This window comes from Stutzerimonas stutzeri RCH2 (genome assembly GCF_000327065.1).
GTDB lineage: Bacteria > Pseudomonadota > Gammaproteobacteria > Pseudomonadales > Pseudomonadaceae > Stutzerimonas > Stutzerimonas stutzeri_AE.
The window spans coordinates 579,624-599,693 of sequence record NC_019936.1; the positions used below are offsets into that span (position 1 = coordinate 579,624).

18 protein-coding genes are annotated in these 20,070 nt (G+C 64.9%); 7 read left to right on the top strand and 11 right to left on the bottom strand.

Features of this window, described 5'->3' with window-relative positions:
- Positions 1–189: 189 nt before the first annotated feature.
- Together PSEST_RS02585 and PSEST_RS02590 are read left to right on the top strand one after the other, a co-directional pair.
- Positions 190–639, top strand: a complete 450-nt coding sequence (locus PSEST_RS02585) for a hypothetical protein (RefSeq protein WP_015275516.1) — start codon at positions 190–192, stop codon at positions 637–639.
- 66 nt (positions 640–705) lie between these two features.
- Positions 706–1,479 carry a YdcF family protein gene (locus tag PSEST_RS02590; protein WP_015275517.1) on the top strand — a complete coding sequence of 258 codons (774 nt, stop codon included), beginning with the start codon at positions 706–708 and terminating at the stop codon, positions 1,477–1,479.
- Positions 1,480–1,579: 100 nt separating this feature from the next.
- Here the strand turns inward: PSEST_RS02590 and lnt are convergent, their stop codons facing one another.
- The 10 genes from lnt to PSEST_RS02640 form a co-directional block, all read right to left on the bottom strand.
- Positions 1,580–3,094, bottom strand: coding sequence for an apolipoprotein N-acyltransferase (gene lnt, locus PSEST_RS02595; RefSeq protein ID WP_015275518.1), 1,515 nt, complete (start codon positions 3,092–3,094; stop codon positions 1,580–1,582).
- 117 nt (positions 3,095–3,211) lie between these two features.
- Positions 3,212–4,054: an HlyC/CorC family transporter gene (locus tag PSEST_RS02600; protein WP_015275519.1), complete on the bottom strand. Its 843-nt coding sequence runs from the start codon at positions 4,052–4,054 to the stop codon at positions 3,212–3,214.
- A gap of 9 nt (positions 4,055–4,063) precedes the next feature.
- Positions 4,064–4,546: an rRNA maturation RNase YbeY gene (ybeY, locus tag PSEST_RS02605; RefSeq protein ID WP_015275520.1), complete on the bottom strand. Its 483-nt coding sequence runs from the start codon at positions 4,544–4,546 to the stop codon at positions 4,064–4,066.
- On the bottom strand, positions 4,539–5,546 hold the full coding sequence (locus PSEST_RS02610) for a PhoH family protein (RefSeq protein WP_041756431.1): 1,008 nt from the start codon (positions 5,544–5,546) through the stop codon (positions 4,539–4,541). Before PSEST_RS02610 ends, ybeY begins: the two co-directional genes overlap by 8 nt.
- Before the next feature lie 118 nt (positions 5,547–5,664).
- On the bottom strand, positions 5,665–6,978 hold the full coding sequence (gene miaB / locus PSEST_RS02615; RefSeq protein WP_015275522.1) for a tRNA (N6-isopentenyl adenosine(37)-C2)-methylthiotransferase MiaB: 1,314 nt from the start codon (positions 6,976–6,978) through the stop codon (positions 5,665–5,667).
- Between the two features lie 97 nt (positions 6,979–7,075).
- A complete protein-coding gene (locus PSEST_RS02620; RefSeq protein WP_015275523.1) occupies positions 7,076–7,612 on the bottom strand; it encodes a tetratricopeptide repeat protein in 537 nt (178 codons plus the stop codon).
- Between the two features lie 117 nt (positions 7,613–7,729).
- The gene (locus PSEST_RS02625; RefSeq protein ID WP_015275524.1) at positions 7,730–8,353 is read right to left on the bottom strand and encodes a hypothetical protein; all 624 of its coding nucleotides are present in this window, start codon (positions 8,351–8,353) and stop codon (positions 7,730–7,732) included.
- An 8-nt stretch (positions 8,354–8,361) separates the two neighbouring features.
- The gene (hemL, locus tag PSEST_RS02630) at positions 8,362–9,645 is read right to left on the bottom strand and encodes a glutamate-1-semialdehyde 2,1-aminomutase (RefSeq protein ID WP_015275525.1); all 1,284 of its coding nucleotides are present in this window, start codon (positions 9,643–9,645) and stop codon (positions 8,362–8,364) included.
- A gap of 55 nt (positions 9,646–9,700) precedes the next feature.
- Positions 9,701–10,342, bottom strand: coding sequence for a thiamine phosphate synthase (thiE, locus tag PSEST_RS02635; protein ID WP_015275526.1), 642 nt, complete (start codon positions 10,340–10,342; stop codon positions 9,701–9,703).
- Positions 10,343–10,356: 14 nt separating this feature from the next.
- Positions 10,357–11,151: a hydroxymethylpyrimidine/phosphomethylpyrimidine kinase gene (locus tag PSEST_RS02640; protein ID WP_015275527.1), complete on the bottom strand. Its 795-nt coding sequence runs from the start codon at positions 11,149–11,151 to the stop codon at positions 10,357–10,359.
- Between the two features lie 222 nt (positions 11,152–11,373).
- On the opposite strand from PSEST_RS02640, the gene PSEST_RS02645 reads away from it, so the two are divergent.
- Both PSEST_RS02645 and PSEST_RS02650 read left to right on the top strand, forming a co-directional pair.
- Positions 11,374–13,374 (top strand): sensor histidine kinase, encoded by a 2,001-nt coding sequence (locus tag PSEST_RS02645; RefSeq protein WP_015275528.1) that lies wholly within the window; start codon positions 11,374–11,376, stop codon positions 13,372–13,374.
- 130 nt (positions 13,375–13,504) lie between these two features.
- Positions 13,505–15,151: an acyl-CoA dehydrogenase family protein gene (locus tag PSEST_RS02650; protein ID WP_015275529.1), complete on the top strand. Its 1,647-nt coding sequence runs from the start codon at positions 13,505–13,507 to the stop codon at positions 15,149–15,151.
- A 20-nt stretch (positions 15,152–15,171) separates the two neighbouring features.
- Here PSEST_RS02650 and PSEST_RS02655 read toward each other — a convergent pair whose 3' ends face one another.
- Positions 15,172–16,014: an ion transporter gene (locus PSEST_RS02655; protein ID WP_015275530.1), complete on the bottom strand. Its 843-nt coding sequence runs from the start codon at positions 16,012–16,014 to the stop codon at positions 15,172–15,174.
- A gap of 523 nt (positions 16,015–16,537) precedes the next feature.
- Between PSEST_RS02655 and PSEST_RS02660 the strand changes: the two genes are divergently transcribed.
- The 3 genes from PSEST_RS02660 (at position 16,538) to PSEST_RS02670 (ending at position 20,068) form a co-directional block, all read left to right on the top strand.
- Complete coding sequence (locus PSEST_RS02660; RefSeq protein WP_015275531.1) at positions 16,538–18,049, top strand: succinate CoA transferase; 1,512 nt, start codon at positions 16,538–16,540, stop codon at positions 18,047–18,049.
- Between the two features lie 220 nt (positions 18,050–18,269).
- A complete protein-coding gene (gene amn, locus PSEST_RS02665; protein ID WP_015275532.1) occupies positions 18,270–19,745 on the top strand; it encodes an AMP nucleosidase in 1,476 nt (491 codons plus the stop codon).
- An 80-nt stretch (positions 19,746–19,825) separates the two neighbouring features.
- Positions 19,826–20,068 carry a DUF2789 domain-containing protein gene (locus tag PSEST_RS02670; RefSeq protein WP_015275533.1) on the top strand — a complete coding sequence of 81 codons (243 nt, stop codon included), beginning with the start codon at positions 19,826–19,828 and terminating at the stop codon, positions 20,066–20,068.
- Positions 20,069–20,070: the final 2 nt, after the last annotated feature.

Here is a 20,070-nt window from a genome sequence, read left to right on the forward strand (position 1 = left end):
ACTGGCGCAAACGCGGCCCTGCGGGCTGCGGGCGGAGGCATGGAAGCGCCGTAGCATACATGACCCCCCGCGGCCTAGGGAAACCCGATTTGCCGTAGCCGACAGGGGTTCCGTCCGTCGCACGCGGCTTGGGCGAGTCAGGCTGAGCTACGCTTGATCCAGGGGCGGGATGAATGCGAGGTGAGTTTGATGAACAGAGAACAGCAGTCGGAGGACGGCAGTCTTTATGCGCGGGTATTGCAACGACTGAGTTCAGCGTTGCAGGAAGCGGAGCGGGGTACGACCGGCGAAACAGGCGCGGGTGAACTGGAGGTGCGGGGGCTGACGCCGGCCGAATTCGAGCTGATCCGCGCCTATCTGCAGCGCGATTCGCAATGGCTTTCGGGCTGGCATGCAGCCGCGGAAGAGCAGGCCCATCTGAGCCGCCAGGCGTTGCGGCCGACGGTGCGCGGCGGTAGCCGGCAGCGGCATGGCTTGCGCACCAGACATGCCCCTGTGGCATTGCAGCAGACGCTCAGCTGCGCGCTGTGCAATGCCGAAGTGAGCTGGCCGGACGGCGCCGGCCCCGCCGCTTGCCCGGCTTGTGGCTCGCAGTTGCTGCGAGCGCGACAACGTCTGCATACCTATCCGAGGCACTGAGCCAAGCCTGCGCCGACAAAAGCGCTGACAGCCGCTAGAGTGTTGGCCTTTTGCCGGAGAGCTCGGATGCCGATTCGCTATTTCTTCAAGCAACTGCTGTTGCCACCGGGTCTGCTGCTGCTTCTGTTGCTGCTCGGATGGTGGCTGCGTCGTCGCGCGCCAAGACTGGCCGCGCTGTGCTTCGTCACCGGGTTCGCCGGGCTCTGGCTGATGAGTTTGCCGATCGTCGTAGAGTGGACGGCGCGTCTGGTCGAGAACGAGCCGGCTCTCGTCGAGGCGCAATGGTCAGGATTGGCCGAGCAGGCGGGTGCCATTGTGGTGTTGGGCGCGGGTCGCGAGCAGAACGATCCGGCCTGGGGCGGCGATCAGCCTGGCTACATCGCCCTTGAGCGGCTGCGCTATGCAGCGCGCGTAGCGAAAGCATCCGGGCTGCCGATTCTCACCAGCGGCGGCCTGCACTACGGCCAGCCGCCCAGTGAGGCGATGCTCGGCGCAGAGGTACTTCAGCGCGACCTGGATGTCACCACGCGCTGGCTCGAGGAGCGCAGCCGCACCACCTGGGAAAACGCGCTGTACAGTGCTGAAATGCTGCGTGCGGCCGGTGTCGAGCGGGTGGTTCTGGTCACTTCGGCATCGCATATGCCGCGTTCGCGCTGGTGCTTCGAGCAGAACGGCATTGAGGTCATCGCCGCGCCAGTGGGTTTCATGGGCGTGCCCAATGGTCGGCCGTTGCACGGCTGGCTGCCGGAAGCAAAGGCCTTCTGGCAGAACGGCATGCTGCTCAATGAAGTCGTGGGGATGGCCGTCTACCCGCTGGTTTACGGTGGCGTGGCCGAGTGAGCCGATTGCGCCGCCATAGTGGTGTGCGCTCCAGGCTTCAACGGCCCGGGCAGAGAACCTGCAGGGCGGCTTTCAAGCCCGCCCTACAGCTTGCACATTCTCAGCCTACGGCCCGGCGCCTGATCAGCGCCCAGCCGAGCAGCAGCCCGCACACTGCTATCAGTGGCCAGGAGCGCCAACGCAGGTAGGGCGTCAGGCCCTGCATCGCAGTGACCTGGCCATGCAGCACGGCCTGTTCGAACTGCGGAATCTGCTCAGTGATGTCCCCGTAAGGGTCGATCAGCACGGTAATGCCATTGTTGGTCGCGCGGATCATCCAGCGTCCGGCTTCCAGAGCGCGCATCTGCGCCATCTGCAGGTGCTGCAGCGGGCCGATGGAGCGGCCGAACCAGGCGTCGTTGCTCACCGTCAGCAGCAGGTCGCTCTGCGCCGCGAGGCCGGCAGCGAACTCCGGATAAACCACCTCGTAGCAGATATACGGTGCGATCTGCAGTCCCTTGGCCTGCAACAGCGGCTGGCCGGCCTCGCCGCGGGCGAAATCGGACATCGGCAGGTCGAAGAAGGCGATCAGGCCGCGCAGCAGATCCTGCAGTGGCACGTACTCACCGAACGGCACCAGTTTCTGCTTGAGATAGGTGCCGCTGGCGTCACCGGCGGTGGTCAGGCCGTTGTAATAGCGCAGTTCCCCGTCGGCATTGGGCTGGCGTACCGGCACGCCGGTGATCAATGCCGCATCGCGCTGTTCGGCGAAGCCGGCCATCATTTTCAGATAGCCCTCGGCGTGTTCCTTGAGAATCGGTACGGCTGTTTCCGGCCAGACGATCAGGTCCGCCGGGCGGCTGCGAAAGGTCATGTCGCGGTACAGCAGCAGCTGCATCTCCAGCTTCTTCGGGTCCCATTTCATGCTCTGCGCCACGTTGCCCTGCACCGCGGCGACGGTCAGCGGCTCGCCCTTGGGCGTGGTCCAGGCATGCCCGTTCAGCAGCAGCGCGGCAATCCAGGGCGCCGCCAGCAGCACGATGGCCAGCGCCAGACGCGGCTTCTCGGTACGCAGACGAGGTAGCGCGACCAGCAGCGTCGCGCTCAGTGCGATGGCAAAGCTCAGCAGCCAGACGCCACCGAGCGGAGCCAAGCTGGCCAGCGGGCCATCCAGCTGGCTATAGCCGATGTACAACCAGGGGAAGCCGGTGAGGACCCAGCCCCGCAGCGCATCGAATGCCAGCCAGAGTGCGCTGAACGCCAGCGCGTCACCGAGTGCGGAATGACGATTGCGCAGCAGGCGTACCCAGAGCCAGCCAAGCAGTGCGAAGAACAATGCCAGCCCGGCGACGAAGCCCAGAGTGAGCAGGCCGGCCAGCGCCGGTGAGGCCGCGCCGAAATCATGAATGCTCACATAGACCCAGCTGACCCCCGAGGCGAACAGACCGAAGCCATAGCACCAGCCGCGCTGCGCCGCTTGCTTCGCTGTGCTGTCGCGCAGGCCGAGGTACAGCAGTGCCACGGACACTAGCGCCAGTGGCCAGATATCGAACGGCGCGAGTGCCAGTGTGGTGAGCGTACCGGCAACCAGTGCCAGCAGATTGCCCGGCCAGCCGGGGCGGGTGATCCAGTGCATGGAGATTCCTTGCGCAATAGATGCGGGAGGGGAGGCTAAGGGCAATGGGACGGCCGGGCAAGCCGGTTCGGCGCAAGCGCCGCGCAGGCTGGCTGCGCGGAGTTACTCGGTTGCTTTCTACGCGCTTTCCGTGCGGCTCAGACGCAGCATGTGCACGCGGCGACTGTCGGCGTTCAATACGCGCACGCGGAAGCCGTCGATCTCGGTGACCTCGTTGCGCTTGGGCAGGTGACCGAAGGTGCTCATCACCAGGCCGGCAACGGTATCGAATTCGTCGTCGGGAAAGGCGCTGCCGAAGTACTCGTTGAAGCTGTCGATCGGCGTGAGTGCCTTGACCAGGAAGTCGCCGCTGGGCAGCGGACGAATGTAGCTGTCTTCCTCGACGTCATGCTCGTCCTCGATATCGCCGACGATCTGCTCCAGCACGTCCTCGATGGTCACCAGGCCCGCGACGCCGCCGTATTCGTCGATGACGATGGCCATGTGGTTGTGGTTGGCGCGGAACTCGCGCAGCAGGACGTTGAGACGCTTGGACTCCGGCACGAAGGTGGCCGGGCGCAGCAGATCCTTGATGTCGAAATTCTGCTGATCCTCCTTGAGGATCAATGGCAGCAGATCCTTGGCCAGCAGCACGCCGATCACTTCGTCCAGGCTTTCACCGACGACCGGATAGCGCGAATGCGCGGCGGCGATGATGGCCGGGAGGAATTCGCGTGGCGACTGATCGGCCCGGATGCTGATGACCTGCGAGCGCGGCACCATGATGTCGCGTACCTGCAGGTCGGCGACCTGGATGGCGCCTTCGACGATGGCCAGTGCTTCGTTGTCGAGCAGCTTGTTCTGATGGGCTTCGCGCAGGACTTCCAGTAGCTCCTGGCGATTCTTGGGTTCATGGGCAAAAGCCTGGGTGATTCTTTCCAGCCAGGTCTTCTGCCCGCTGATCGATCGATCTTCGCTCATGTCGTTGACTCAAGAGTCCTTGCAAATGCCCGAAACGGGCGATTCTTCAGCATAAGGGTCGGGATGACCCAGTTCGGCCAGCAGCTGACGTTCCAGGTCTTCCATTTCCTCGGCTTCGTCATCATCGATGTGATCGTAGCCAAGCAGATGCAGGCAGCCGTGAATGACCAGATGCGCCCAATGCGCGGTCAGCGTCTTGCCCTGTTCCAGCGCCTCGCGCTCGACCACCGGCACGCAGATGACCAGATCGCCGAGCAGCGGAATATCCAGCATTTCGTCGGGGACGTCGGCCGGGAACGACAGCACGTTGGTCGCGTAATCCTTCTGCCGCCAGGTGCGGTTGAGCTCGCGGCCTTCCTCCTCGTCGACCAGGCGAATGGTCAGTTCGGAGTCGCCGCTGCGCTGGCGTAGCGCCAGCTCGCACCAGTGCTGCAGATCGGCGAGCGCCGGCGCCGCGCCAGTGCTGGCGCACTGCAGGTCGAGCTCAATCACCGGCGGCATCCTGTGCGGCGCGCTTGCTGGCCGGCGACTGGCGATCCTCGAAGGACTCGTAGGCCTCGACGATACGCTGTACCAGCGGATGGCGGACTACGTCCTTGGGCTTGAAGTGGGTGAAGCTGATGCCGTTGACGTCCTTCAGTACCTCGATGACATGCGCCAGGCCGCTCTTGGTGCCGCGGGGCAGGTCGACCTGGGTGATGTCGCCGGTGATCACTGCGGTGGAGCCGAAGCCGATCCGCGTGAGGAACATCTTCATCTGTTCCTGTGTGGTGTTCTGGCTTTCATCCAGGATGATGAAACTGTTGTTCAGCGTGCGCCCGCGCATGTAGGCCAGCGGCGCGATCTCGATGACCTGCTTCTCGATCAGCCGGGCGACGTATTCGAAGCCAAGCATTTCATAAAGCGCGTCGTACAACGGGCGCAGGTAGGGATCGATCTTCTGCGCCAGGTCGCCGGGCAGGAAGCCGAGCTTTTCCCCGGCTTCCACCGCTGGACGTACCAGCAGGATGCGCCGTACCTGTTCACGCTCCAGCGCATCTACCGCGCAGGCCACCGCCAGGTAGGTCTTGCCGGTACCGGCCGGGCCGACGCCGAAGTTGATGTCGTTGTCGAGAATGGCTTTGACGTAGCGCTGCTGATTGGCGCCGCGCGGGCGGATCATGCCTTTCTTGGTGCGCAGGGCGACGCCCTGATGCGCGTTCGGATTGGCCAGCTCTTCCATCCCGGATTCCTGCAGGTACAGATGCACCATGTCGGGAGAGAGCTCGGTGTTCTTGGTTTCCCGGTACAGCCGGCGCAGCAGCTGCTCGGCAGACTTGGCCACGTCGCTCGGGCCGATCAGCTCGAACTGATTGCCGCGGTTGCGGATTTCCAGCTCGAGGCGCTGTTCGATCAGGCGCAGATGCTCATCGAATTGGCCGCAGAGGTTGGCGAAGCGACGGGCTTCAAAGGGTTCGAGGGTGAAGCGATGCGGTTCTATGGGTGCGTTCAAGGGCTTTATTTTTGGCCGTGGTCGGCGGAATGATGGGGGAAGAATAGCGCCGCGGGCGCAAAGCGGAAAGCGCAGGTGGTCGCGGCCCCCATCCATATCGGGGCCGCAGTCGCGTTTCTCAAGACAGCAGGGTGCCGCGCAGCGAATGCGGCAGCGCATCGTCGATGTGCACCTCGACGAACTGGCCGATCAGCCGAGGGTTGTCGCAGCGGAAATTGACGATGCGGTTGTGCTCGGTGCGGCCCTGCAGCATGCCCGGGTCCTTCTTCGAGTAATCGCTGACGAGGATGCGCTGGGTCGTGCCCACCATCCGTCGGCTGTTCTCGAAACCCTGCTGGTTGATGCGTTGCTGCAGGATAGCCAGGCGCTGCTTCTTCACCTCGTCCGGCGTGTCGTCGATCAGGTCTGCCGCCGGCGTGCCGGGGCGGGCGCTGTAGACGAACGAATAGGAGAAGTCGAAACCGACGTCTTCGATCAGTTTCATGGTCTGCTCGAAGTCCTTGTCGGTCTCGCCGGGGAAGCCGACGATGAAGTCCGAACTGATCAGGATATCCGGTACCGCCGCCCGCAACCGGCGGATGCGCGACTTGTATTCCAGCGCGGTGTGGTTGCGCTTCATCGCTGCGAGGATACGGTCGGAACCGGCCTGTACGGGCAGGTGAAGGTATTTGACCAGCTGCGGAATGTCGGCGTGGGCCTGGATGATGGCATCGGAGAATTCCAGCGGGTGGCTGGTGGTGTAACGAATCCGGCCGATGCCGTCGATCGCGGCGACCGCGTGCAGCAGGTCGGCGAAGTCATGCCCGTCGTGGCGGTAGCCGTTGACGTTCTGTCCCAGCAGGGTGACTTCCTTCACGCCGTTCTCGGCGAGGTGGACGATTTCCGCCAGCACGTCGGCCAGCGGCCGGCTGACTTCCTCGCCGCGGGTGTAGGGCACCACGCAGAAGGTGCAGTACTTGCTGCAGCCTTCCATGACCGAGACGAAGGCGCTGGGCCCATCGACGCGCGGCTCGGGCAGGCGGTCGAACTTCTCGATCTCGGGGAAGGAGATGTCCACCTGCGGCTTCTTGGTCGTGCGCGCGGCGTCGATCATTTCCGGCAGGCGATGCAGGGTCTGCGGGCCGAAGACCACGTCGACGTACGGGGCGCGGTCGCGGATCGCCGCGCCTTCCTGACTGGCCACGCAGCCGCCAACGCCGATCACCAGCTGCGGATTATCCAGTTTCAGTTCGCGCCAGCGGCCCAGTTGCGAGAAGACCTTTTCCTGGGCCTTTTCGCGAATCGAGCAGGTATTGAGGAGGATCACGTCGGCCTCAGCCGGGTTCTCGGTGATTTCCAAGGCCTGGTGTTCGCCCAGCAGGTCTACCATGCGCGAGCTGTCGTACTCGTTCATCTGGCAGCCATGGGTTTCGATGAAAAGCTTGCGGGTCATGTTACGGGCCGGCGTTGTGCAAAAAATGACCGGCGATTATATGCCCACGGCCGAGCAGGGGAAAGCGCGGGAGGATGCCGCAGGGTTTCGCTGGCGCTCAGGGGATCAGCGGTGCGTCGGCGGCCTGCAGTTGCATCAGGTAGTCGCGGAAAATCTGGCCGAGCACCTGGGTGGCGATCTCCAGCTCGTCGCGGCGCATCTGCGCGGAAACCCGGTCGGCGGTATCCAGTGCTTCGTCTTCGCCGTTGACCGCGGCCATCTTCAGCACGATATAGGCCTGCACATTGTTGGCCTTGACGCCCTCACCACGAAAGAACATCACGCCGAGCCGGTGCTGTGCCGCCGCATGGCCGCGCAGGGATGCCTGTTCGAACCAATACAACGCCTTGGCCAGATCGCGCGGTGCACGGCGACCGTCGTAATGGAACTCACCCAGCTCGTAAGCGGCTTGCACGTCGCCTTCGCTGGCAGCCTGTTGGCAGCTGCGCAGGGCTTCCGGCAGTTCTTCGGGGAGCGTGTCGAGCGCGCAGCGGGCAGTCGCCGGGATCAGCAAAGTGTTCCCGCCGGCCATGGCCGTGAGAGGCGAGAGAAGCAGCAGACAGCCCAAAGACAGGATGCGGCCGGTGCGGATCATGAAAATCTGGCGCCTCGAGGAGCAGGGCGGTAATGAAAGGCTGGAACGAGCCAGCCGTCACATTATGGATAAGCTGCAGTCTGCTTACAAAGCCTTTAACCGCCTGCCATCGGCTTTTTATGCGGCTGCCGGCTGGTCTCCGCCTGCGTTGCCCGGCAGGCGTCCCAGCAGGGCGGCGATAAACGGGCTGGCGATGGCCAGCAGCAGTGGGCGCAGCTCGCTGAGCGGATTGTCCATCAGGATGCCTGCCGGCAGCGGTGCCGAGGCCAGGAGCAGCATGCCAGCGACCACTCCGGCAGCGGCCGGCAGACTCGCCGGCCATTGCAGTGCGCCGGCGTAGATGATCAGCAGCGCGCTGGTCAGCATCAGCCCGAGCGCGTAGGGCTCGCTCCAGCCAAGCTGCCGCGCCAGCTCGAAGAACACGCACAGCCCCAGCACCACGCGTCCCCAGTTCGGTCGGCTCCAAGTCCAGCGTCGTGCCAGGGTCAGCGCCGCCAGTGCAATCAGTGGCAGGCCGAGCAGCAAGCTGGCGCGCTCCAGCCACTGCTGGGCTTCCTCAAGATCGAGGCCGATCAGGCTCGCCGCAGCGCATGCACCGCTCGCCGCGGCGAGGATGAAACCCAGCATCGCGCTGAACAGTGCCGGCTGATCCGCTTCGCCGTAGTGGCGTCGGCTGCGGCCGATCCATACCGCGCTGGCGCCCGCCGCCAGGAACAGCAGTACCGCTTGCAGCAATTGCATCGTCTCGCTCACTTGAGCTTGGCGAAGGCGCGCTCGGCCGCCTCCAGGGTGATTGCCAGCTCGGTGTCGCCATGGGCGATGGAGGTGAAGCCGGCCTCGAACGCACTCGGCGCCAGGTAGACCCCGCCTTCGAGCATCAGATGGAAGAAGCGCTTGAAGCGATCGGCGTCGCTGGCCATGACGTCGGCGAAGGTCACGATGTCGTCGGCGCCGCTGAAGTACAGGCCGAACATGCCGCCCACCTGGGTGGTGACGAACGGGATGCCCGCGGCATCGGCGCGGTCCTGCAGGCCCTGCAGCATACGGCTGGTGTAGGCGCTCAGCTCGTCGTGGAAGCCGGGACGGCTGATCAGGCCAAGGGTGGTCAGGCCGGCGGCCATGGCCAGCGGATTGCCCGACAGGGTACCGGCCTGATAGACCGGGCCGAGCGGAGCGATACGCTCCATGATGGCGCGCTTGCCGCCGAAGCAGCCCACCGGCATGCCGCCGCCGATGATCTTGCCGAAGGTCGACAGGTCCGGCGTCACGCCGTAGTAGGCCTGGGCGCCGCCGAGGGCGACGCGGAAACCGGTCATCACTTCGTCGAAGATCAGCACTACGCCGTGTGCGTCGCACAGGCTACGCAGGCCTTCGAGGAAGCCCGGCGCTGGCGGCACGCAGTTCATGTTGCCGGCGACCGGCTCGACGATGATGCAGGCGACCTGCTCGCCCTTTTCCTTCAGTGTGGCTTCGACTTCAGCGAGGTCGTTGTAGGCCAGGGTCAGGGTGTGCTTGGCGAAGTCCGCCGGCACGCCTGCCGAACTCGGCACACCCAGGGTCAGGGTGCCGGAGCCAGCCTTGACCAGCAGGCTGTCGGAGTGACCGTGGTAGCAGCCTTCGAACTTGATGATGGCGTCGCGGCCGGTATAGCCACGGGCGAGGCGGATCGCACTCATGGTCGCTTCGGTGCCCGAGCTGACCATGCGCACCATCTCCATCGATGGCACCAGGCGGCAGACCAGCTCGGCCATCTCGGTTTCCATGGCGGTCGGCGCGCCGTAGGACAGCCCGTGCTCGAGCTGGCGGCGCACGGCATCGAGCACCTCGGGATGGCTATGGCCAAGGATCATCGGACCCCAGGAGCCGACATAGTCGACGTAGCGCTTGTCATCCTCGTCGATCACATAGGCGCCGGCGGCATGCTTGAGAAACAGTGGGGTGCCGCCGACGCTGCGGAAGGCGCGAACGGGTGAATTGACGCCGCCCGGGATGTGGGTCTGGGCGCTGGCGAAGAGGGTTTCGGAACGGGACATGCGGGCCTCGCAAAACAGGGGCTGACCGCCGTGGGGCGGGTCAGCCGTGGCGGAATCAGGGAGTATTGAACAACTGGCTGAACGCTCGGGCGCGGCGCTCGACCTCGGCCGGGCTGTCAGCGGCGAACAGGGCGTGGACCACGGCGATCATCTGCACGCCCTCGGCGAGCAGACTCGGTGCCGTTTCCGGCGTGATGCCACCGATAGCGACAATCGGCAGGCCAATGCGGGTGCGAGCCTCGCGCAGCAGCTGAGGATCGGCCGCAGGCGCACCTGGCTTTGTCTGCGACTGGAAGAAGCGGCCAAAGGCGACGTAGCTGGCGCCGTCACGCGCGGCCTGTTCGGCCAGCGGCAGCTGCGCATGACAGGTGGCGCCGATGACTGCCTGGCGGCCGAGCAGGGCCCGGGCGACGGCGAGCGAGCCATCCTCCTGGCCGAGGTGCAGGCCGACGCCCAGTCGCGCCGCCAGTTCGGCGTCGTCGTTGATGATCAGTTGCGCGCCATGCCGGGCACAGAGTTCCTGCAACGCATCGGCTTCACGCAAGCGCCGCGCCTCGTCGCTGGACTTGTCGCGGTACTGCAGCAGCCGGGCGCCGCCTTTGAGTGCTGCTTCGACATATGGCAGCAGGCGACCGTCGGCGAGCAGCTTGCTGTCGGTGATGGCGTACAGGCCGCGCAGGCGAGTCGAGTCCTTCATGCGCTGCTCTCCAGTCAGGCCAGGTCCAGCGGCAGGCGCCGGGGAATGTATTGCCCGTGGCCGGGCGCCTCGGCGTCGCGCAGGGTGCGCCAGGTGTAATCGAGTGCGGACCTGACTGCGCTGGTCAGCTCCTCGCCCAGGGCCAGGCGGCCGGCGAGGGCGCTGGCCAGTGTGCAGCCGGAGCCGTGGTAACTGCCCGGCAGGCGCGCGCAGGTGAAATCGTGGCGACTGCCATCGCGGCAGTACAGACGATTGTGCACTTGGCTTTCGTCGCCGTGTCCGCCGGTAATCAACAGGTGGCGGATATGCGGCAGCAGGCGTTCGGCGCATTCGTCCGCGCTGCCCTCGGGCAGCTCGGCGAGGATGCGCGCTTCCGGCAGGTTCGGCGTGGCGATGGTCGACACCGGAAACAGCCGCTCGCGCATGGCATAGCCGACATCATCCTTGCCCAGTGCGCCGCCGCCACCGGCGCGCAGCACCGGGTCGCAGACCAGTGGCACGCCGGGCAGCTTGCTCATGATCTCGAGGACGGTTTCGACCATCTCCACCGAGCCGAGCATGCCCAGCTTGACCGCTGCGATGGGCAGGTCGGCGATCACCGCATTGGCCTGGGCGAGCACCCACTCGCGGTCGAGCACGCGGAAGTCGGAGACGTTGACGGTATCCTGCACGGTCAGTGCGGTGACGGTCGGCGCGGCGTGACAGGCCTGCGCCAGCAGGGCTTCGATGTCCGCCTGCAAACCGGCTCCACCACTGGGGTCATGGCCGGAAAGACAGAGGACGACGGGGCGTGAAGTAGGGTTTTTCATGGCGTGCGAGCTTATCACCAAACCGCGCTGGCGGGACGCGGCAGTTGTGCGTCGATCCGCCATCGCTGCGATTGCCGGCCATCGGCTAATCCAGGCGGGAGCGATTCGCCTTTCCGGCGAGAACGAGCGCTGTGGTAGATTGCTGGCACTTTGATTTTCGGACGCAGCGGCGGGGTTCACGGGCGTGAATTCGCATTCGCCGCCCGGCCTGCACGAGGCATCATGCGGTACGTCTTCCTCTTTTTCCTGGCTCTTCTGCCTGTCGTGACCAGTGCTGTCGAACTCGACGAGCACACCCGTCACCTGCCGCTGGGCCAGGTCATGCAGGTGTTCGAGGACCCGCTCGGCGAAGCGCGCATAGAAGACATCACCTCGACGGCTTTCGAAAGCCGCTTTCAGCCGCATCAGAACGCCGTGTTCAATGCCGGCTATTCCCGCTCGGTGCATTGGGTGCGGGTCGACCTGAACTACCGGCCACAGACGGTGCAGGGAGCGCGGCGCTGGTTGCTGGAAGTGGCCTATCCGCCGCTGGACAGCCTGCAGCTGTATCTGGCCGATGGCCAGGGTGGCTACCGCCTGGCCGGGGATACCGGCGATACCAAGCCCTGGGCCAGCCGCGAAATCCGCCAGGGCAACTACCTGTTCGAGATCGAGCTGCAGCCCAACCAGCCGCAACGTGCCTATCTGCGCGTTGCGAGCGAGGGGTCGATCCAGGTGCCGCTGAGCCTCTGGTCGCAGCATGCGTACCTCGAGGCGCAGCCCGGGCGCATCTATGTGCTGGGCATGATCTACGGCGTGTTGCTGGCGATGCTGGTCTACAACCTGTTCATCTATGTCAGCATCCGCGACCAGAGCTACCTGTTCTACATCCTCTACATCGCCGCGTTCGGCCTCTACCAGGTCTCGGTGAACGGTGCCGGGGTGCAGTTTCTCTGGCCTGATCGGCCCTGGTGGGCCAACGCTGCCACGCCGTTGCTGATCGGTGCCACCGGGCTGTTCGGCTGCCTGTTCACGCGCAGCTTCCTGCGCACCGCCGAGCACAGCCGCTGGATGGACCGGCTGCTACGGCTGATCATCGGCTTCTCCGTGGTGGTGATGGTGCTGGCGCTGACCACCGATTACGGCCTGTCGCTGCGCCTGGCGACTGCATTGGCGCTGCTGTTCACCCTGGCGGTGTTTGCCGCCGGCATCCTCGCCTGGCTGCGTGGCATGCGGGTGGCGCGCTACTTCATCATCGCCTGGAGCGCGCTGCTTATCGGTGGGCAGATCAACACGCTGATGGTGCTCGGCCATCTGCCGCACAATTTCCTGACCATGTATGCCAGCCAGCTGGGCGCGGCGCTGGAAGTGGTACTGCTGTCGATGGCGCTGGCCGATCGTATCAACGCGCTCAAGGACGAGCGGGCGAAGATCCTGGAGAGCGCCCGCTCCGACCTGGAACAGCTGAACCGCGAGCTGGCCGAGAGCAACCGGCTGAAGGATGAATTTCTCTCCAATATCAGCCATGAGCTGCGCACGCCGATGATGGGCGTGATGGGCGCGCTGGAGCTGCTGCCCGCCTCCGAAACACCGGAAGAGCTGCAGCAGTATCAGCACATCGCCACCGGATCGGCGCGCGACATGATGCGTCTGGTGAATAACATCCTGGTGCTCAGCGAGCTGCGTGCCGGCAAGCTGCGCCTGCAGGATCAGCGGTTCAGTCTTCGCGAGACCGCAGCACGATTGCACCAGCAGTTCGCGCCCTTGGCCCGCGAAAAAGGGCTCGCCTTCGACCTCGACTTCGACGAACAGCTGCCTGATCGCGTTTACGGCGATGCCGAAAAGCTTGAGCAGTGCATCTGCCATCTGCTCGACAACGCGGTCAAATTCACCGCTCGCGGGGCGGTGAACCTGCGCTTCACGGGTGCGGTCGAGCCGCGCCAGCTGCAGCTGAACGTCGAAGTCATCGACAGCGGCATCGGCTTCAGCGATGCCGACCAGGCCTTCCTCTATCACCAGTTCCGCCAGGTGGACGGTTCGATGACGCGGCGCTATGGCGGCCTCGGCATCGGTCTGGCCATCAGTCGCGGCCTGATCGAGCTGCTCGGCGGGCGGCTGGAGCAGCAGTCACGGCCGGGCCTGGGCAGCCGCTTCGGCATTCATCTGCGCTTTGCGCTGAATCCTTCGGATGGGCCTGCCTCCGACTCCTCGTCTGCCGTTCCGCCATCCGCGCCGATTGCCTGACGCGCGGACCTTTTGGCCGATACCTCGCTTCAACCGCCGCATGACAGCATGGTTCACTGCTGATCCATCGCCAGCGCCGACTACGCTTGCTGGCAACCGCCGCGGCATCGGTATCGAAGGAGGACGCTAGATGAACCTGCAGACCTGCGCCGAAACCCATGAGGTCACCAATCAGGTGCCGCCGCTGGATGGCGCCAACCTCTACCGTATCGACCTGCCATTGCAGCAGTGGGTACAGCGCTACCACGCCGGCTGGGCGGAAGATCGACTGGACCGTTACGGCGCGCTCGCCGGCGGGCCGCTGATGCAGGCCGGCTTTCTCGCCAACGAGAACAGGCCGCTGTTCAAAAGTCATGACCGCTACGGCCATCGCATCGATCTGGTGGAGTTTCACCCCGCTTATCACGAGCTGATGCGTGCCGCCGTCGAGCACGGTATTCCGTCGCTGCCCTGGAGCGAGCCGCAGCCCGGCGCACAGGTGGCACGTGCCGCCCTGATGTACCTGCACAACCAGGCCGAGGCCGGCAGCAGCTGCCCGCTGACCATGACCTACGCCAGCGTGCCGGCGCTGCGCCTGCAGCCGGATCTTGCCGAGCGCTGGCTGCCGAAGATCCTTGCCCGCGAATATGACCCGCGCAACCTGCCGATGGAGCAGAAGGCCGGCGTCACCATCGGCATGGCCATGACCGAGAAGCAGGGTGGCACCGACGTGCGCGCCAACAGCACCCGCGCCTATCCGGTTGGTGCCGGTGGGCCGGGCCAGGCCTACGAGCTGATCGGGCACAAGTGGTTCTGCTCGGCGCCGATGTGCGATGCCTTCCTCACCCTGGCGCAGACCGACAAGGGCCTGTCCTGCTTCCTGCTGCCGCGCCATCGCCCGGATGGCACGCGCAACCAGTTCTATATCCAGCGCCTGAAGAACAAGCTGGGCAACTGGGCCAACGCCTCCAGCGAAGTCGAATACCGCGGTGCGCTGGCCTGGATGGTCGGTGAAGATGGGCGCGGCGTGCCGACCATCATCGAGATGGTCTCCTCGACCCGCTTCGACTGCATGATCGGCTCCAGCTCGCTGATGCGTCAGGCGCTGACCCAGGCCATGCACCACTGCGCGCACCGCTTGGTCGGCGGCCGCGTCCTGCTGGAGCAGCCGCTGATGCAGAACGTGCTGGCCGACCTTGCCCTGGAAAGCGAGGCGGCGCTGGCGCTGACCCTGCGCATGGGCCGCGCCCAGGACAATCGCCATGACGAGCACGAAGACAAGTTCGCCCGTCTGGTCACCGCCGTCGGCAAATACTGGATCTGCAAGCGCGCGCCGAACATGATCGCCGAGGCCAGCGAATGCCTGGGTGGCGCTGGCTACGTCGAGGAAACCATCCTGCCGCGGCTGTACCGCGAGGCGCCGGTGAATTCCATCTGGGAGGGCTCCGGCAATGTGCAGTGCCTGGACGTGCTGCGCGCGCTGTCCAAGGAGCCCGGCGTGCTGGAGGTGCTGTTCACCGAGCTCGGCGACGGTCACGGTGATGCGCGGCTGAAGGCGCACATCCAGCGACTGAAGGTGGCCTTTGGCGATACCGAGGACATCCAGTACCGCGCCCGGCAGCTCACCGAAGACGTGGCCATCGGCCTGCAGGCCAAGTTGCTGCTCGAAGCCGGCAACGCAGCCGTTTCCGATGCGTTCATTGCCAGCCGCCTGGAGGGGCAGGGGCGCGTCTATGGCACCTTGCCGCGCGGGCTGGACATCGACGCGCTGCTCGCGCGCAGTGCGCCGCAGCTGTGACTCGTGGCAGGTGGTATCGGCTAGCGGCGAGCCTGCCCGCGTAGCAGTTCCTTGAGTTCGGCGATTTCGCCACGCAGGGCGCGGACCTCTTCATGCAGGTCGGCCTCGATGTGCTCGCGTGCCGCCTCGATGGTTGCCTGAGTGGCTTCGTGGTCAGCATCGGTAACCGTCTGCATCGCGTTGACGATGATCGCGATGAACAGGTTGAGCATGGTGAAGGTGGCGATCAGGATGAACGGGATGAAGAACACCCAGGCATAGGGGAACACGTCCATCAGCGGGCGCACGATGCCCATCGACCAGCTTTCCAGCGTCATCACCTGGAACAGTGTGTAGACCGAACGGCCGAGGTTGCCGAACCACTCGGGGAAGTCGGCGCCGAACAGCCCGGTGGCGATCACTGCGGACACGTAGAAGACCAGCGCCAGCACCATGGCAATCGAGCCCAGGCCGGGAATGGCTGACAGCAGCGCTCCGACCACGCGGCGCATCGATGGCACCATGGTGACCATGCGCATCACCCGCAGCACGCGCAGGGCGCGCAGAACGCTGAACGGGCCGCTGGCGGGTACCAGCGCGATGGCCACCACGGTGAAATCGAACAGGCTCCAGGGATCACGGAAGAACGCCGCGCGATGAACGTAGATGCGCGCTGCGATTTCCACCACGAACACGCCGAGGATCAGCATGTCGAGGACTCTGAGGAACTCGCCCCAGCTGGCCACCAGTGACGGCGAGGTCTGCATGCCGAGGATGGCCGCGTTGATCACGATCAGCAGCAGAATGCCGCGCTGAACGGCTGGCCGCTCAATGAGCTGCTTGAGCCGACTACGAGTGCTCGTTTCCACGGGGGTTGCCTGCATGATGCCTACCTGTCTGTTTCGATCATCGCCCTGCCCGCGACCGCGGGAGGTTACCGCTGTACTCGGCCGGGCGGGCGCGAGTATGGCGGCGAAGACCTGCGCGGGGAAGTGACAGCGGTGCCCGGTTCGTTTCCCGATTTGACAGGGATCGGGCGGCGCTTTGAGCGCGGCGACAGACCGGGCGCCCCGGTTCCACCGCGTGCGAGGGCCAGCGAGCGCCTCGCAGCTGGCCGGTCGTGGTTGCGCTGGGCGCGGATACCGGCTATGACCTCTCCTGTGCGGCGGCCTGCTAGTACCTTTGTATAACAGCCAAACGAGCTGGTGCTCCTAGAATGGGGCCAGCGACTACGTTACGGGGTTGCAAGTGCCGCATGATTTTTTGAGGTTCAGATATTGAGCGGCAAAAGACATGGGCGCTTTGTCTCCGGACATCAAGTGGCCGTCTCCCTGCCTCGTCAGGCCTGGCGAATTTCTTTGCAGAGCCTTCACGGACGAGCATTCGATGAGTTTCTGAGGTGAGTTCATGGCAACCGATCTAAACAAGTACATCCGCAACGCAGCGTTTCTCGACAAGGTCGTCTCGGCAGAAGAGGCCGCGTCGTGGATCGAGGACGGCATGACGCTGGGCATGAGCGGCTTCACCCTGTTCGGGGAGCCGAAGGTGTTTCCGAAGGCACTGTCCGAGCGCGGCCAGCGCGAGAAATTCAAGGTCAACCTGTTCACCGGCGCGTCCATGGGGCCGGCGGCCGACCAGTCGATGGCCGAAGCCGGCATCATCAACAAGCGCATCCCGTACCAGGGCAACGCGGTACAGCGCAAGAAGATCAACGCCGGCGAGGTGCTCTACATCGATCAGCACCTGTCGCACACCGCCGAGTTGCTGCGTCAGGGCGTGCTGCCGCAGGTCGACTACGCCATCATCGAGGCGGCTGCGATCACCGAGGACGGCCAGATCATCCCGACCGGTTCGGTCGGTAACTCGCCGATCTTCGTGCAGAACGCCAAGCACGTGATCATCGAGCTGAACACTTCTGCTCCACGCGAGTACGAAGGCATGCACGACATCTACATTCCCGGCCCCGCCGGTGAGGATTCGCGCAAGGACATCCCGGTCTACAACGTCAGCAAGCGCATCGGCTCGATCGGTATTCCGGTCGATCCGGCCAAGGTGCGCGGCATCGTGCTGTCCAGCGAGCCGGACATTCCTTCCCCGCTGTTCGAGCCGAACGCCGAAACCCAGAAGATCGCCGACAACCTGCTGGACTTCCTGCGCGAGGAAGTGAAGCTGGGACGCCTGACCAACAGCCTGGCTCCGCTGCAGTCCGGTGTCGGTTCGGTGGCCAACGCGGTGCTGGCCGGCATGAAGACCTCCGAGTTCAAGGATCTGACCGTCGCTTCCGAAGTGCTGCAGGACGGCGTTTTCGACCTGATCGACGCCGGAGTGGTGAAGTTCGCCGCCGCCACCGCCTTCTCCCTGTCGAAGAAGCGCGTGGACAACCTGGCCTCGGACCTCGCCAAGTACGCCGGCAAGGTGGTGTTCCGTCCGCAGGAGATCTCCAACCATCCGGAAGTGATCCGCCGGCTGGGGATCATCTCCTTCAACACTGCGCTGGAAGCCGACATCTACGGCAACGTGAACTCCACGCACGTCAACGGCACCCACATGATGAATGGTATCGGCGGCTCGGGTGACTTCGCCCGCAACGCACGTATCAGCATCTTCGTGACGACCTCGACGGCGAAGGACGGCAAGATCTCCTCCATCGTACCGTTCGTCACGCACGTGGATCACACCAACCACGACGTCGACGTGATCATCACCGAGCAGGGCTATGCCGATCTGCGCGGGCTGGCGCCCGTCGAGGCGGCGGCGCGAGTCATCAACAACTGCATGCACCCGGACTACAGGGCCCAGGCGCTCGCCTACCTCGAAGAGGCGAAACAGCGTGGCGGCCACACCCCGCACGTGCTGGAAAAAGCCTTCTCCTGGCATGCCAACTTCGCCAAGAACGGCACCATGCTGCTGGACAAGTAATCGGTAGGAGCCTGTGCGGCTGATGCAGCAATGCATCGGCGGCGGGCTCGAAGCGGTACCCGAATCCGACGTCAGGCTCTGGCGTCGGATTTTTTTCGCCGATGACGGCGCACATTTCCAGAGCGCCGGCGTCTCGGATGCGGCTCCAACCGCTCGGCTGCGTATACATCCGTCACCAAATGCAGCCAAGATAGAGCGGAGTGTTAAGCCAGGATTAGCCATGACTTCCAACGAATCCAGATCCTTCACCGTCGCCACCCGCGCTGAGGAGGCGGTCGACAAGCTGGCCGAGCTGCACGCGCAGGCCACAGCGGCCCTCAACCAGGCGCTCAAACGCTACGTAACCAGCCGCACCGAGCCCAGTGCCGCGGAGCGCAACCTGTTCCGCTACCCGCAGCTGCGCCTGACCTACGAGTGCCACGGCGAAGTGCCGGCCTCGACCCGTGCCTACGCCAAGGTCCAGGCGCCCGGCGTGTACAGCGTCACCGTGACCCACCCGGCCGCGTTCCGCGCCTATCTGCTCGATCAGCTGAAGCCGCTGATTCAGGACTTCAACGTCACCGTTGAGGTCGGCATGAGCGACCGCAACATTCCCTATCCCTACGTGATCGAGCAGGGCGACGAGCTGGCCGGCACCGGCGTGACCGCCGCCGAGCTGGCGCGGGTATTCCCCAGTACCGACCTGTCCGCCGCTACCGACGATATCGCCGACGGGCTCTACGACTGGGAGCACGCCGATCCCTATCCGCTGGCACTGTTCGATGGCGCGCGGGTGGACTTCTCGCTGCGTCGGCTTGTGCACTACACCGGCAGCGATTGGCGCCACGTACAGCCGTGGATCCTGCTGACCAACTACCACCGCTACGTCGACCAGTTCATCCGCCACGGCCTCGACATGCTGCGCGACGACACCCGCTTCACGCGCATGGTGTTGCCGGGCAACGTGATCATCGAGCGCGGCATGGAGGAGGGCGAGGCGCAGGCGATCATCGGTGGCGTGATGTGGCACCGCTACCAGATGCCGGCCTATCACCTGATCGCCGACGATGGCCATGGCATCACCCTGGTCAACATCGGCGTCGGTCCGTCCAACGCGAAGAACATCACCGACCACCTGGCCGTGCTACGCCCGCATTGCTGGCTGATGATCGGCCACTGCGGCGGGCTGCGGCAGTCGCAGTCCATCGGCGACTACGTGCTGGCCCACGCCTACATGCGTCGCGACGGCATCCTCGATCGGGTGTTGCCGCCGCACATCCCGCTGCCAGCGCTGGCCGAGGTGCAGCAGGCGCTGCAGGAATCGGCCGCGACGGTCACCGGCGAGCAGGGCGAAGCGTTGAAGAAGCGCCTGCGTACCGGCACCGTGCTGACCTACGACGACCGCAACTGGGAGCTGCGCTGGGCGCAGGAGCGGCCGCTGATCAATCTGTCGCGTGCCGTGGCGGTGGACATGGAAAGCGGCACCATCGCCGCCCAGGGCTACCGCCTGCGGGTGCCCTACGGCACCTTGCTCTGCGTGTCGGACAAGCCGCTGCACAGCGAGATCAAGCTGCCCGGCTCGGCCAATGCGTTCTACGAGCGGGCCGTGACCCAGCACCTGAAAATCGGCATCACCGCACTGGAACTGCTGCGCAGCCAGCTCAACTCGCTGCACTCGCGCAAGCTGCGCAGCTTCGACGAGCCGCCGTTCCGCTGAATCAGCATGTGCTGCCGGCGCTTTCGTGGGAATGGACGATACTCATAGCGTTCATTCCCGCGTCAGCACCGGAGGTCAACATGGAACAGTCGATCCACGCCTTCCATAACCTGTTCGAACAGTTGGGCCTGCCCAACGACGATGTCTCGATCAGGCGCTTTATCGAAACCCATTCGCCGCTAGCCGAGGACGTCTACCTGGCCGACGCGCCGTTCTGGACGCCGGCCCAGGCGGCCTTCCTGCGCGAGGAAATCCTCGAGGATGCCGACTGGGCCGAAGTGGTCGATCGCCTCAATGTGGCGCTGCGACGGCGCTACCACTGAGG